Genomic DNA, 13,754 nt, shown 5'->3' with positions numbered 1-13,754 from the left:
TTCCGGGCATTGATTATCGCAGCAATATCCTCAGGTAGTAGTACGCCAGCGGGGCCGTGAACAGAAGACTGTCGAATCTATCGAGGACGCCGCCATGCCCTGGTATTGTTCCGGATGAGTCCTTCGTATTAACGTCCCTTTTTATCAGCGATTCGACGAGATCACCGAGCTGCCCGAACGCTCCGATCAGGAAACCGAAAATGAGGCTTTGTCCGAGAGAGAGAAAATCGGCAAACCAGAACTTTGCAAGCAGAGAAAATCCCACCGCAAATGCAAGCCCACCTAGGGATCCCTCAACGGACTTCTTGGGACTCACCCTTTCTATCAGAGGATGCCTCCCCCACCTGCGTCCGATAATATAGGCGGCAGTATCGCAACCCCAAGTCACAAGAAAAACGAGGAGCACATACCTGCTCCCGCCGGCGTAGGATTGCATAGTGACTCTCGGCATTTCTCTAAGAAGAACAAGATGGCTCGCCATCAATCCTACATACACCACACACAGCCAGGTTGCTGCAATACGATACAGCGCATTTGACGGATCTTTCCTCATCAGCTCCATGATCATGAGTGCGATGAGAACCAAAGTGAGCACGGGGACAAGATCCCGGCCCGCACTCCAGAAGGCAAACCAGCTAAGGGCAAGTCCGGAGACGACTCCGGGGATCATGAGCGGGTTTGCACCTTTCCGGCGGACCATTCTGTAGAATTCGATTGAACCGAGCAGGATGACCAGGTCGGCAAGGAAAAGGAAGAAGAATCCTCCAAGCCGTGAAAGAAGGATGAGAATGGGAATGAAAACGATTCCGCTCAGGTATCTTTTGCTCTCTGAAGAGATCATCTGGCGGCCTGATCGCCTGAAGAAGGTCCGGCAGGCCGTCTTCTATCCACTTCGGGGTCGCGGGCTATCAATGTTTCTCAGTCAACCTTTCCGAATCTTCTCTCTCTTTTCTGATATTCCGCTATGGCCTGGAAGAGGTGCTTTTTCCTGAAGTCGGGCCAGAGGACGTCAGTTATCCACATTTCGGAATATGCAAGCTGCCACAGGAGGAAATTGCTTATTCTCATCTCGCCGCTTGTCCGTATCAGGAGGTCGGGATCCGGCAGCGCCCCGTTGTAGAGGAACATCCTGAACGTCTCCTCATCGATCCTCGAGGGCCTCATCTTCCCGGCAAGAACGGATTCGCTCAACTTGCGGGCTGCGTCAACAATTTCCCTCCGGCCTCCGTAGCTCAGCGCAAGATTCAAGATCATTCCGGTGCATCCTGACAGATATTCTACCGTCTCGAGTACCACTCTCCTCGATGCCGGGGGGAGGTCCTCGATTCTTCCAAGAACCGCAAGCCTGACATTCTGCTCTTTGAGTTCCTCCCTCTCTTCTCTCAATACCCGTTCAAGAATTCTCATCAGCGCATTCACTTCATTCGCCGGTCTTGACCAGTTCTCTCTGGAGAATGTGTAAAGGGTAAGGAATTCGATTCCCAGCTCGACACACCCTTCCACTACTTCGCGGACGGCTTTCCTGCCGGCCCTGTGTCCGGCAATTCTTGGGAGCGCTCTTTTCCTGGCCCACCTTCCGTTTCCATCCATTATTACGGCGATGTGCCTTGGAAGGTTACCGGCCTTCAGTATCTGTTTCTTTGCGGGAAAAGTCTTCATTCCATCACCGGGAAGAGAAGTGCTCCTCGGGAACAACAAGGAGACAGGCTTCTGAGGGAATAGAGGTTCTACACCTCCATTATTTCCTTCTGTTTCTTTGCCAGCAGTTCGTCAATTTGAGAAATGTATTTATCCGTGAGTTTTTGCGTCTCGGCCTGAGACCTCTTTGATAAGTCCTCTGAGAGATGCTCTTCCTTCTCGAGCTTCTTCAGATGGTCATTTGCGTCTCTTCTGGCTGCCCTTATCGCAATCCGCCCCTCCTCTGCAAGCTTAGCCACCAGTTTTGCAAGGTCCTTTCTTCTTTCCTCCGTAAGTGAGGGGATAGAGAGTTTTACCGTGATACCGTCATCGATGGGATTCAATCCAAGATCAGACTTCTGAATTGCCTTGACGACTTCCGGAAGAACGCCTTTCTCCCACGGTTGTATGACGATGAGGCGCGGCTCCGGGACGGTGATTGTCGCCACCTGATTGACAGGAAGCATTGTTCCATGGTAATTGACCTTGACGATGTCAAGCAGGGTAGAACTGGCTTTTCCGGTTCTGATCTGGGCAAGCTCATGCCCGACATTTACGATTGCCTTTTTCATCCGATCCTCTGCCTCAGCCAGGATCTTCTTTTCCATTTTATCCCTCCGAGACTAGGGTCCCTATTCTCTCACCCTTTACTATTCTTTTCAGGTTTCCATATTTTGTTACATTGAAGACTATGAGGGCAAGCTTGTTGTCCATGCAAAGAGAAATGGCAGTTGCATCCATTACCTTGAGTCCTTTTGTAAGAACATCAAGATAGCTCAGAGAATCGAAACGCGTCGCCTTCGGATCAATCTCCGGGTCTGCGTCATAGACGCCTTCGACTCTTGTCGCCTTGAGAATCACGTCGGCTTCAACTTCGACTGCCCGCAGAACGGCGGCCGTGTCAGTCGTGAAGTAGGGGTTTCCAGTCCCCCCCGCAAGGATGATGACTCTGCCTTTCTCCAGATGTCTCACCGCGCGTCTTCTGATGTACGGCTCCGCCAGCGCCTCCATCCTTATCGCCGTCAAGACCCTGGTCTCCACGCCGACTCTCTCCAGAATGCTCTGAAGCGCCAGGGCATTTATCACGGTTCCGAGCATGCCCATGGAATCTGCGCTTACCCTTTCGATTCCCAACGCTGATGCCGCACTTCCCCTGAAGATGTTGCCTCCCCCGATTACTATGCCGACATCCACTCCGAGCTCTTTCGTTTCCTTGATTTCTTTGGATATTGAGGACAATCTCTCGGGGTCAATACCGCCGGCCAGATTGCCCGCCAGGCTCTCTCCGCTAAGCTTGAGGAGAATGCGGCGGTACCGGAGCTTCTTTCTTTCAGTTTTCGTCAAAGGCTACACCCGAAGAGAATGAGGCCGTTCATTGAAGGACAGCGCTGATGGAGTTGTTTGATTATTCGCCAAGCGCGAATCTGCTGAATTTTCTTACGACGATGTTCTCACCGAGAGTTGCAATGTGTTCCTTAATCAGGTCTGAGACTTTCTTCTCGGGATCTCTGATGTACAACTGATCGAGCAGACAGATTTCGGTGTAGAACTTTTCCATTCTTCCTTCGACTATCTTTTCAACCACATTTGCAGGTTTTCCCAGGGCAAGGGCTTCCTCGCGGTGCCTGGCTTTTTCTTTTTCCAGGATATCAGCCGGAATAGCGTCTCTTCCCACGGACACGGGGCTTAACGCTGCAATCTGGAGCGCGATGTTTCTTACAAGATTCTTGAACTCATCTGTCCTGGCGACGAAATCAGTCTCGCAGTTTACTTCAACAAGAACTCCCACCCTGCTCCCGGGATGGATGTATGCCTCTATCAATCCTTCCCTTGCTTCCCTCCCGGACTTCTTCTCGGCATCAAGAAGTCCCTTCTTCTTCAAATGGCTTACAGCAGCTTCGAGATCGCCGCCGGTCTCAACGAGTGCTTTCTTACACTCAATCATCGCTGCACCGGTTCTTTCCCTGAGCTCCTTCACCTGAGATACAGAAACATTCATGACCTGCTCCTTTTATAATTGGATTTCTTTGAAAACGTAGCCGGAATTCTCTCCTATTCTTTACTCACGAGAGTCAACCAGATTGTTTGTACCAACCGCTTCCACATTCGCTCCGCCCTCGGCTGCCTCCTCCCTGGCCTGAATGACAGTGTCACTTACGATGGAGCAAAAGAGTTTTATTGCCCTTATGGCATCGTCATTTCCGGGCAGCGGGTAATCGATGGGATCTGGGTCGCAGTTCGTATCGACGGTGCCGACTACCGGTATCTTCAATCTATTTGCCTCAGCGACAGCAATCTTCTCTTTCTTTGTATCCACCACAAAAACCATGGAAGGAAGCACTGTCATACCTTTTATCCCGGAGAAAGAACGCTCCAGCTTCTGCTTCTCCTTGTCCAGCCGGGCGGCCTCCTTCTTTGAGAACGCGTTGAACGTTCCGTCGGAGCTTATCCGTTCCAATTCAAGCAAACGTTTTATGTTGGACCGTATTGTCTCGAAGTTCGTGAGCATCCCCCCGAGCCATCTCTCATTCACGTAAAACATCCCGCATTTCTGAGCTTCTTCCCTGATAGAATCCTTTCCCTGCTTTTTGGTCCCGACAAAGAGAATGGCCCCACCGGCTTTTACGCATTCAGCTATTGCTTTCTTCGCCTCCTCGATGCATTTCTGTGTCTTCTGGAGATCGATGATGTAGATTCCATTTCTCTCGATGAAGATGAACTTCTTCATCTTTGGGTTCCATCTCCTGGTCTGATGCCCGAAATGAACCCCTGCTTCGAGAAGATCCTTCATTCCAATCTCACGCACGACAATCCTCCTTTTTCCGGTTAGTCCCTCCGCCGTCTTTGAAGCTGGTCGAAAAACCCTGCCATCAGCATGTCAGGGCACCGTTCGACCGGAAAGAGACGGCGTGTGTTTTACCTGCCCGAACAACGACCAACTGTGCCAGCACCTGGAAAGCGAAGCTTGAGAAAACCACGGAGGACGATTCGCGCCTTCGATTCTCACTAGGCACGTATCATCTCTTTGAGAACTGGAATCTTTTCCTGGCCGCAGCCTGGCCGTACTTCTTCCGTTCCTTCATCCTCGGATCTCTCGTAAGCATGCCGCTTTTTCCGAGGATCCCTTTTGAATCAGGTTCAAGCCTGGCCAGCGCCCTGGCTACACCCAATCTCACTGCGCCGGCCTGCCCATGTGGTCCTCCACCGCGCACGCTGGCTGCCACGTCATATTTCCCAGCCAGATTTGCGATCACGAAGGGTTCGACAACGGTGGCTTCCTCAACCGTTCTCGGGAAGTATTCTCCCAGCGGTTTGCCGTTCACCTGAACTTTCCCGCTCCCCGGGAAGATCTTCACCTTGGCCACTGCTTCCTTTCTTCTTCCAGTTGCACTTGCTCCTTCAACCACCTATTTAGCTCCTTTCTCCGAAAACGTGAAGCTCTCCCGATTTGCTCAGCGGACTATCTCAAAATTCTCAGGGCGCTGCGCAACATGAGGATGATTGGGCCCGCTGTAGATTTTGAGATTTGTGAGAAGAGCCCTCCCCAGCTTCGTCTTGGGAATCATCCCTTTCACTGCAAGCATGACAATCTTCTCCGGCTTTGCAGCTTGGAGTTTCTTGAAGCTCGTGACCTTCATCCCTCCAGGATAACCCGAATGCCTGAAGTAAGTCTTCTGCTCCCGTTTCCTTCCGGTCACCTTGACCTTCTCGGCATTCACGATGATCACATGGTTCCCGGGACCGAGGTGCGGGGTAAATTCAGGAGAGGTCTTCCCCCTCAATAACGAGGCAACCGCAGTCGCCATTCTCCCCAGGGTCTTCCCCTCGGCATCGACCAAATACCACTTCTCCTTAATATCCTCTTTTCTGGGCGTAAACGTCTTCATTCCTTCTCCTCCGCCAATTGGTTTCCAAAGTTTTTCATATTACTTGCTCTTGACGGCTTGGTCAAGAGAATTTCGACAGCTCCAGCACCTTGGAAATCCCCTCGGAAAAGGGCGGCCTTAGGACTCCGTGTTCGGTCACTATCGCAGTGATGTACCTTGAAGGAGTCACGTCAAATGCCGGATTTCTCGTCTTCACGCCTCTGGGAGTCACTCGCCGGCCCATAAATCTGGAGACCTCGTCGCCCGAGCGCTCCTCTATCGGAATCTCTCCGCCTGACGGACACATTGGGTCAATTGTTGACGTGGGTGCAAGAACATAGAACGGTATCCCATTCTCTCTTGCCAGCACGGAGAGGACATATGTTCCTATCTTGTTAGCCGCATCTCCATTCCTTGCAATCCTGTCTGCCCCAACCAGAACACAACTCACCCCGAGTTCCCTCATAGCCCATCCGGAGGCAGTGTCGCATATGACAGTCACGTCGATTCCTGCCTGAGAAAGCTCCCAAGCGGTAAGCCTCGCGCCTTGAAGGAGAGGCCTTGTCTCCGAAGCAATCACCTTGAGTTTTTTCCCATTTCTCTTGGCGGCATAGAGCGCGCTGAGAGCAGTTCCGAGGCCTGATGTGGCCAAACCACCTGCGTTGCAGTGTGTGTAAACCGTTCCCGCATCTGGAAGGAGCGAGGCGCCATGCTCGCCAATCCTTCTGGAAACATCCAGGTCTTCGTTCAGTATCCTAAGGGCTTCGTCCCTGAGAGCGTCCACCAGTCTCTTCTCGTTTTCCTTTTCAATTACCCTGCTCATACGCGAAAGAGCCCACTTGAGATTTACTGCGGTCGGCCTTGTGCCGCCAAGGATCGAAATGGCTTCACCAAGCTTCTTTTTCAGAACATCCTTTTTCTCCCCTGACAGCCTCTTCGCCTCGGCAGCCACTCCGAGTGCAGCCGCGACTCCTATGAGGGGCGCACCTCTTATTGCGAGCCGCCTTATCGCATCAGCCACTCCTTTGGCAGTCGAGAGCTCCAGATGAGAGACAGAGTGAGGGAGTTTTGTCTGGTCGATGACCCGCACCTTCCCACGAACCCACTCCACGCTCTTTACTGGAGACAGCCCGCGCGTCTTCCTCGAATGCTTCGTGCTCTTCTTTCCAGTCGCCATTCCTTTTATCTCTCAGAGATTCCCGGAAGGACTACTTCTGCCTGTAGGTGCCTGCCCTCAACTTCCGGGCAAACACGTTTTCATCTTGAGCGCCATGGAGTACAGCCTCGAAACAGGAAGACCCATCACGTTGAAGTAACAGCCGTCAACTTTTTCGATGAAGATTGCTCCAAGACCCTGTATGCCGTATGAGCCCGCTTTGTCCATCGGCTCTCCCGAGTCAACGTAGGATTCAATCTCCGAAGAGGTTAACTTCTTCACCTTGACGCGGGTCCTCTCGTACGAGGACAGCATGGTCCGTCGCTCTATGCTCACAAGCGCTATCCCGGTGAAAACCTCATGCCATTTGCCTGAGAGCGAACGGAGCATTTGGGTAGCCTGCTGCCTCGATTCCGGCTTGCCGAGGATCTCGCCTTCAAGCAGGACTATTGTGTCTGCTCCCAGAACAGAACCGTCTTCGACCTGAGCAGCGATAGAAAGGGCTTTCTTCCTTGCAAGTTCAGTAACGTGCTCCCCCGGGGAGAGATTCTTCTCATTATCCTCATTGACAAAAGAAACCGCCGTCTCAAACTTAACGCCGACAAGTTTGAGAAGTTCGGCGCGTCTCGGCGATTTCGACGCGAGAAGGAATTTCCCGCCAAGATCAGGAAACACCGGAGCCGTCCTCCTTCTCGCGTGAATCCAGGATAATCGTGACTGGACCTTCGTTTTCGATCTCAACGATCATTTTCGTCCTGAACTTTCCGCCACGCGCTGTCACTCCGTCCTTGGCAAGTCTCTCGATGAAAACTCCGTAAAGAGCCTCTGCCAGGGCCGGCTCGGAAGCGTTATCAAAACTCGGCCTTCGTCCTTTCCGCGCATCACCAAGAAGCGTGAATTGAGAGACGACAAGTGCCTCTCCCTGAATCTCCTTGAGCGACAGATTCATCTTTCCTTCACCATCTTCAAAGATCCTCAGGTTCGCACACTTGGAGGCAAGCCATGCCGCATCTTTTTCAGAGTCGCCCTTTGCGACACCAACCAGAATGACCAGCCCCGGGCCAATAGAAGAAACCAGCCGGCCGTCACAGAGCACGCTTCCTCTTCGCACCCTCTGGACGACCGCCTTCATTCATGGGCCTCCTTCTTCCTTGGAGCAGGAAAGAACTGCTCCCTCTCCACGGACGACACGCCCGCAACTTTCCTTACCTCTTTTGCCACGTCGTTCAGGTGTCTCAGGTTTTTCACTTCCACAAAAAACCTTCCTTTGGCCACTCCGTCAACCGTGCCAAGAGATACAGTCCTTATGTGACTTCCGCATGAAGATATTGCCTTCGCGATGCCGGCAAGCAGATTCTGCCGGTCGCCCCCTACAACGAGAAGGCTCACGACAAATGAATCCTCCTTCTCAGCATCCCACTCAACACTGACCATTCTCTCGCGTCCGACTCTATCTTCGAACGAATTAGGGCAGTCAATCCTGTGGATTGAGACGCCCCTCCCTCTTGTGATTATTCCTGTCACTTTGTCGCCCGGCACCGGCTGGCAGCATTTGGCAAAACTTATCATCAGGTTGTCCAGACCGTGAATCCTTACCCCTCTTGCTTTCCCGGGGACAAGCTCCCTGAGCTTGTCCAGCGGCCCGGGAGTTTTCTTCTCTTTCCATTCCGGGAAGAGCCTTTGGAGAACCTGCTTCGGCGAGACTTCGCCCTGGCCGATCCTTGCGTAGAGACCTTGGATGTCGTTGCAGTCCAGACTCTGGGCCGCATCCAGAAGCTCATCCTCGCTGCCGAGCTTCAACCTGTGCTTTCTCATTTCTCTTTCAAGAATCTCTTTTCCGAGTCCTATGCTCTCCTTCTGCCTTTCCAGTCGCAGCCAGTGTCTTATCTTGCCCCTTGCGCTCGACGTTTTTGCCAGGTGAAGCCAGTCTTCACGGGGTCTCCCGGTTGGTGAAGTGATTATCTCGACCCTGTCACCGCTCTTAAGCTCGAAACGAAGAGGGACTATGCTGCCGTTCACTTTTGCTCCGACGCAGCGATTCCCCACCTCGGTGTGAATAAGGTAGGCAAAGTCAATAGGCGTTCCTCCGCGAGGCAGTTTCTTCAAATCCCCCTTCGGAGTAACTACAAATACATCATCTTGATAGAGCGAAACCTTAAGAAGTTCCATGAGCTCTGCATCCGGGATCTCGCCAAGCTCCTGCATATCCACAACGAATCCGCCCAGCTTCTCCAGAAGCTCCTTGTCAATCTTCCCGCCCTTGTAGCCATAGTGCGCGGCGAAGCCCCGCTCGGCGGCCAGATGCATCTCTTTCGTCCTGATCTGGATTTCAACGAGCCTTCCTCTTGGGCCCACGACCGTCGTGTGAAGTGACTGGTAGAGGTTTCCCTTCTGGGCGGCAATGAAATCCTTGAATCTGTCCTGAACCGGTGTGAAAAGGTCGTGGATAATACCAAGGACTCTGTAACAGTCGGCCTTGTCGTTCGTGATGACTCTCGCGGCTTGGAGGTCAAAGATATCCTCCAGTCTCCTTCCCTGATCGTGCATCTTCCTGTAGATGCTGTAGAAGTGTTTCGGCCTCGCTACTATTTCGGCCTTCACGCCCTCTCTTGCGAGCGACCCCGCTATCTCCTCCTTGACCTCATCCAGGTACTTCTCCCGTTCCTCCCTTTTCTCTGCCACCGTGGCTGCAAGCTCTCTGTACTCGGACTGGTAGAGAAACTTGAAGGACAGGTCTTCCAGCTCTCTCTTTATCTCTGCAATCCCGAGCATGTGGGCGAGTGGAGCGTAGATCTCCAATGTTTCCATGGAGATTCTCTTGATCTTTTCCGCCTCAAGAAACTCGAGTGTTCTCATGTTGTGAAGTCTGTCGGCAAGCTTCAGGAAGATGACCCGAAGATCTCTGGCCATCGAGAAAAGCATCTTTCTGAAATTTTCGACCTGCCCTTTCTCGGGGTTCATGAGGTGGTACCGGCTGATCTTTGTGACTCCGTCCACGATGCTTGCAATTTCGCTTCCGAACGATTCATCCACGTCTTTGATGCTCTTTGATGTATCTTCTATTACATCGTGGAGCAAGGCGGATGAGACTATTATCGTGTCAAGTCTCGCCTGAATGAGGTCGGCTATTATCTTCGCCACAGAGATGGAGTGGCATACAAACGGCTCTCCTGACTTTCTCTTCTGGGCCCCGTGCGCTTCCCTTGAGAATTCGTACGCCTTTGTGACAAGGTCCAGGTCAACGCCGGAACCGTAGCCGGCGATCTCACTCACAAGATCGTCAAACAGTTTTTTCGGCCCGTCAGTCATCTTCAAATTTCAGGTCCTTCAATTTGAGCTGCACTCTCTTCTCCCCTCTCCACTGGTTCACGACCGGCGTAAAAGCCAGAGATATCCTCCCGCCCTTCGTGTTCACCATGCTGGCAAACGGCGCCATTCCGAAACCAAAACACTCACGAACGACCCCGTCTCTCTGCACCGCCATTCTCAATGTGCTTCTTCTTCCGGTCACCGCCCGGCCGACAAGGTCACATCCGTGAACCTCAAAAACCGGTTCGGGATTCCCCGGGCCGAATGGAGATAGCTGAATCAACTCTTCGGCAAAAGCATTGCTGCACGATGGGAGCATTAGTTCCATTTCCGTCTCAATCGATGGCACTGTCTCGGCGCTTTCAAGGACCCCTGCGGCAAGGTCACCGAGCCTGGCTTTCAGCGATGGAATCTGAGATTTGTGTATGCTAAACCCTGCCGCCCTGGGATGGCCGCCGTAGCTGATCAGGAGGTCGCGGTTGGCACCAAGGGCTTTTGTAATGTCGAAGCCGGGTATGCTCCTCGCCGACCCTCTTCCAATTCCCCCGCTCAAGGAAATCAGAATTGAGGGCCTCCAGTAAGTATCAACGAGCTTCGAAGAAACAACCCCTATGACACCTGGGTGCCACCTCTCAGACGAGAGAACTATGCACGGGGGAATCGTATCTGCCTGGAGCTCGGCGTTTGCTTCGTCAAGTATCTCTTCGTCGAGCTTTCTTCTTGTCTGGTTCATTCCATCAAGAAGCTGTGCCAGCATCAGAGCCGATTCATAGTCCTCTTCAAGAAGGAGCCTCAAGCCGCTGTCGCTGTCTCCTAGTCTTCCTGCAGCGTTTATCCTGGGACCCAGCACAAAGGCAATGTCTTCCCAATCAAGTTCACCTTTCTTTATGCCTGCCACTTCTTTCAGAGCGGTTATTCCTTTCCTTTTTCCTTGTCTGAGCGAATCCATGCCAAGTTTGGCAAACACACGGTTTTCTCCAACAAGGGGAACCAGGTCGGCAATCGCACCAAGCGCAAGAACGTCAAGATATTCGTCAAGGATCTCTCTCTCACTTACTTCCGGCAGCACAAGTGCAAGGGCAAGTTTGTAGGCCACTCCTACTCCGGCAAGTTCTTTGAAAGGATAAGGACAGTCAGGCCTTCTGGGGTTCACCACGGCGCAAGCGGGGGGAATGTCACCGGGGACTTCATGATGATCCGTCACTATTACATCTATGGACATTGAGCTTGCGCTGCGAATCTCACTCGCCGAGCTCACCCCGCAGTCAACGGTCACTATCAGGGAGACTTCCTTTTCCCTCGCCACCTCCAGCGCTCTCTGTGAGAAACCGTACCCATCCCTCATTCTGTCCGGAATGAAATAGGTCGCATGCCCATCCAGAGACTCTATTACTCTCCCCAGGAGAAAGGTAGATGTAATCCCGTCAACGTCGTAGTCGCCGCACACAAGAATATTTTCTCCATTTTTGACTGCGGCTCTCAGTCGTTCAACTGCCTTGTCCATGTCCTTCATCAGAAAAGGATCGTGAAGTAAGCTGGGATTCGGCGAGAGGAATTGCCGTACCTCTTCTTCCGAACCCAAACCCCGGTTGATGCAAAGCTGCGCAGTTTGGGGAAAGATACCTGTCTGCTGCGAGAGCGTTATTGCCTCAGCCGACGGCCCGGGCGAGATTCTCTTCCATCCGGGCTGGGAAAGAAGATGAGAAAAATCCCTTCTCATTCAAGTACCCTCATGGCGAATTGAGTGGCGTAAAGTCGGGGATCCGGATAAACGTCAAAGGGAGCAAGCCATAAGCCGAGTTCTGTCGGTTTGAACCGCGACGATCATTTCTCTAGGCCCGGCGTTGCCGCCGGGCTCGAGCGACCTACCCGAGAGTCATATCGAGGCGGGCCACCTCTCCTCTCCTATTTGGTCTTGCTCCGGATGGGGTTTGCCTAGCTGCAGGCGTCACCGCCTGCACTGGTGAGCTCTTACCTCGCCTTTTCACCCTTACCTCTCCAGAACGGAGAGGCGGTGTCTTTTCTGTGGCACTTTCCTTCCTGTCGCCAGGACTCCGCGTTACGGAGCATCCTGCCCTATGGAGCTCGGACTTTCCTCGAGTCCCCCGGAGGGAACTCGCGATCGTCTGGCTTACTCCCTTCTCCCAGACTCTTCTCAGAAGCGAGACATCTCCCGTTCTTAACGTAGGTTCTTGCAGCGAGCTTTGCAAGCTTATCGGCGCCGGTCATCCCCTCTCTTCTGATATGGGACACCTTGAACTCGCCGAACTCAAGGAGCTTCGCTCTTGCGGCGGCGTGGAGAGGCTTGAGACCCGGCTCCTTCACCCTGTAAAGTCCGTTTATTTGTCTCACCACAAGCTCACTGTCCATAAACACAGTAAGCTTATCGGGTTTGAAGCGCCGAGCCTCGTCCAACCCGAGGATCAGCGCATTGTATTCAGCTTCGTTGTTCGTCAGCCCTCCCAGGTACCGGCTGACCTCGACAAGCTTCCCCCCGTCTCCATCAACGATGATTACCCCCGCGCCTGCCGGCCCGGGGTTTCCTTGTGAAGAGCCATCACAATAGAGTACGATTTCTCTTTTCAGGCGCCTTCATCCCCCTGCTTTTCCGGATCTTGGTCAAGCCAGATCAGAATCCTGCCGCATGCTTCGCATGATATGACCTTCTCCCGTTTTCTTACTTCATTCACGGTCTGCGGCGGCAGAACGGCGAAGCATCCTCCACAGCCGCCTCTTTTCACCTCGGCCACGGCTTGCCCGGCCTTGCTCTCCAGGATTCTCTCGTAGCGCGCCTTCAGGTCAGGCTTCAGGCTTGAGGCCAGCTCCTCCCGTTCGGCCCTGAGGCTTTCCACTTTCTGTTTGGCGTCCGCAAGCTCTTTGTCAAGTTCGGCCTTCTCGCGGGCACCTTTTTCCTGTGCTCTCTTGTGCTCAAACAGGGAAGTCGTCAGCTCGGCAGTCAACCTTTCCTCTGCTTCAAGCAGTTCCAGAATCACAGTCTCAATGTCAGAACGCTTGGTTTTGACCTGCTCTATCTCGTGCAGCAAAGCCTGATATTCCTTGTTGGTCCTAACGTCAAATAGCTGCCTTTCGAACTTTTTCTGCTCCTCGGACAGGGAATCAAGGTCTCTCTCCTTCTCCCTCCGTTTCTTCATGGCAATATCCAATTCACTCTTTTTTGAAGCACAGACACCGTCGAGTGTCTTGATTCTCTCCTCGATTGCCTTGATTCTCTCGGGAATACCTCTTATCGTGTCTGACAACTGCCGAAGCCCGGTGTCTTTCTCCTGGAGTTTGGGAAGAACTATGAGTTGCTCTCGCACGTTATCTCTCCCTCAGGAAGCCGGAAGCACGAAAGCCAGCCCTTGGTCCGGAGGAATCGCCCACAAAACATAAAAAGGTGCACCCCGAAGGGGCACACCTTTTGGTCAGGACCCCAAGACCTCGTCCCAGGCCGCGCTTGATGAGACCTGGAGGACAGACGTCCCCTTCAAGTGATCTGCTTCTCCCTCGCATCGATTCCCTCATATTCTGCATAGGTGGTGTGGGCGGAACAGGGATTGAACCTGTGGCCCCTGGCTTGTGACGCCAGTGCTCTCCCAGCTGAGCTATCCGCCCGTTTGGGCCCACTCGGATTCGAACCAAGGACCAACCGGTTATGAGCCGGTCGCTCTGCCGCTGAGCTATGGGCCCCAGTGTCGTGTCCCGGAAATTCCTTGTCTATGTCTTTGCCCCGGGACACGACACTT

General features: G+C 52.9%; 14 protein-coding genes, 2 tRNA genes, 1 other RNA gene and 1 pseudogene. All 18 read right to left on the bottom strand.

The features are described 5' to 3' along the window. Positions 1-13: 13 nt before the first annotated feature. A complete protein-coding gene (locus tag QME66_03330) occupies positions 14-841 on the bottom strand; it encodes a phosphatidate cytidylyltransferase (GenBank protein MDI6807999.1) in 828 nt (275 codons plus the stop codon). A gap of 77 nt (positions 842-918) precedes the next feature. Next, the gene (locus QME66_03325) at positions 919-1,659 is read right to left on the bottom strand and encodes an isoprenyl transferase (protein MDI6807998.1); all 741 of its coding nucleotides are present in this window, start codon (positions 1,657-1,659) and stop codon (positions 919-921) included. A 68-nt stretch (positions 1,660-1,727) separates the two neighbouring features. Continuing rightward, complete coding sequence (gene frr / locus QME66_03320; GenBank protein MDI6807997.1) at positions 1,728-2,285, bottom strand: ribosome recycling factor; 558 nt, start codon at positions 2,283-2,285, stop codon at positions 1,728-1,730. 1 nt (position 2,286) lies between these two features. Next, on the bottom strand, positions 2,287-3,021 hold the full coding sequence (gene pyrH, locus QME66_03315; GenBank protein ID MDI6807996.1) for a UMP kinase: 735 nt from the start codon (positions 3,019-3,021) through the stop codon (positions 2,287-2,289). A 61-nt stretch (positions 3,022-3,082) separates the two neighbouring features. After that, a complete protein-coding gene (tsf, locus tag QME66_03310) occupies positions 3,083-3,676 on the bottom strand; it encodes a translation elongation factor Ts (protein ID MDI6807995.1) in 594 nt (197 codons plus the stop codon). A 60-nt stretch (positions 3,677-3,736) separates the two neighbouring features. Next, entirely contained in the window at positions 3,737-4,483 is a 747-nt protein-coding gene (gene rpsB / locus QME66_03305; protein MDI6807994.1) for a 30S ribosomal protein S2, read from the bottom strand. 211 nt (positions 4,484-4,694) lie between these two features. After that, complete coding sequence (rpsI, locus tag QME66_03300) at positions 4,695-5,084, bottom strand: 30S ribosomal protein S9 (protein MDI6807993.1); 390 nt, start codon at positions 5,082-5,084, stop codon at positions 4,695-4,697. A 45-nt stretch (positions 5,085-5,129) separates the two neighbouring features. Then, positions 5,130-5,564 (bottom strand): 50S ribosomal protein L13, encoded by a 435-nt coding sequence (gene rplM / locus QME66_03295; GenBank protein MDI6807992.1) that lies wholly within the window; start codon positions 5,562-5,564, stop codon positions 5,130-5,132. A gap of 61 nt (positions 5,565-5,625) precedes the next feature. Further along, a complete protein-coding gene (mtnA, locus tag QME66_03290; GenBank protein MDI6807991.1) occupies positions 5,626-6,720 on the bottom strand; it encodes an S-methyl-5-thioribose-1-phosphate isomerase in 1,095 nt (364 codons plus the stop codon). Between the two features lie 57 nt (positions 6,721-6,777). After that, a complete protein-coding gene (locus QME66_03285) occupies positions 6,778-7,374 on the bottom strand; it encodes a Maf family protein (protein MDI6807990.1) in 597 nt (198 codons plus the stop codon). Further along, complete coding sequence (gene dtd, locus QME66_03280; GenBank protein ID MDI6807989.1) at positions 7,364-7,831, bottom strand: D-aminoacyl-tRNA deacylase; 468 nt, start codon at positions 7,829-7,831, stop codon at positions 7,364-7,366. The genes QME66_03285 and dtd overlap by 11 nt, the downstream gene beginning before the upstream one ends. Further along, entirely contained in the window at positions 7,828-10,008 is a 2,181-nt protein-coding gene (locus QME66_03275; GenBank protein MDI6807988.1) for a bifunctional (p)ppGpp synthetase/guanosine-3',5'-bis(diphosphate) 3'-pyrophosphohydrolase, read from the bottom strand. The genes dtd and QME66_03275 overlap by 4 nt, the downstream gene beginning before the upstream one ends. Beyond that, entirely contained in the window at positions 10,001-11,728 is a 1,728-nt protein-coding gene (recJ, locus tag QME66_03270) for a single-stranded-DNA-specific exonuclease RecJ (GenBank protein ID MDI6807987.1), read from the bottom strand. The genes QME66_03275 and recJ overlap by 8 nt, the downstream gene beginning before the upstream one ends. A 56-nt stretch (positions 11,729-11,784) precedes the next feature. After that, positions 11,785-12,146: RNase P RNA component class A (rnpB, locus tag QME66_03265), an RNA gene on the bottom strand. Between the two features lie 70 nt (positions 12,147-12,216). Then, a pseudogene (locus QME66_03260) lies at positions 12,217-12,582 on the bottom strand (ribonuclease HI family protein). Between the two features lie 8 nt (positions 12,583-12,590). After that, positions 12,591-13,328, bottom strand: coding sequence for a C4-type zinc ribbon domain-containing protein (locus tag QME66_03255; protein MDI6807986.1), 738 nt, complete (start codon positions 13,326-13,328; stop codon positions 12,591-12,593). A 222-nt stretch (positions 13,329-13,550) separates the two neighbouring features. After that, positions 13,551-13,623: transfer RNA gene (locus QME66_03250), tRNA-Val, on the bottom strand. 3 nt (positions 13,624-13,626) lie between these two features. Continuing rightward, a tRNA-Ile gene (locus QME66_03245) sits at positions 13,627-13,698 on the bottom strand. Positions 13,699-13,754: the final 56 nt, after the last annotated feature.

This window comes from Candidatus Eisenbacteria bacterium (genome assembly GCA_030017955.1).
Taxonomy (GTDB): domain Bacteria; phylum Eisenbacteria; class RBG-16-71-46; order JASEGR01; family JASEGR01; genus JASEGR01.
Note: the sequence above shows the minus strand (reverse complement) of the source record. Positions and strands in the feature narration are given on the sequence as shown.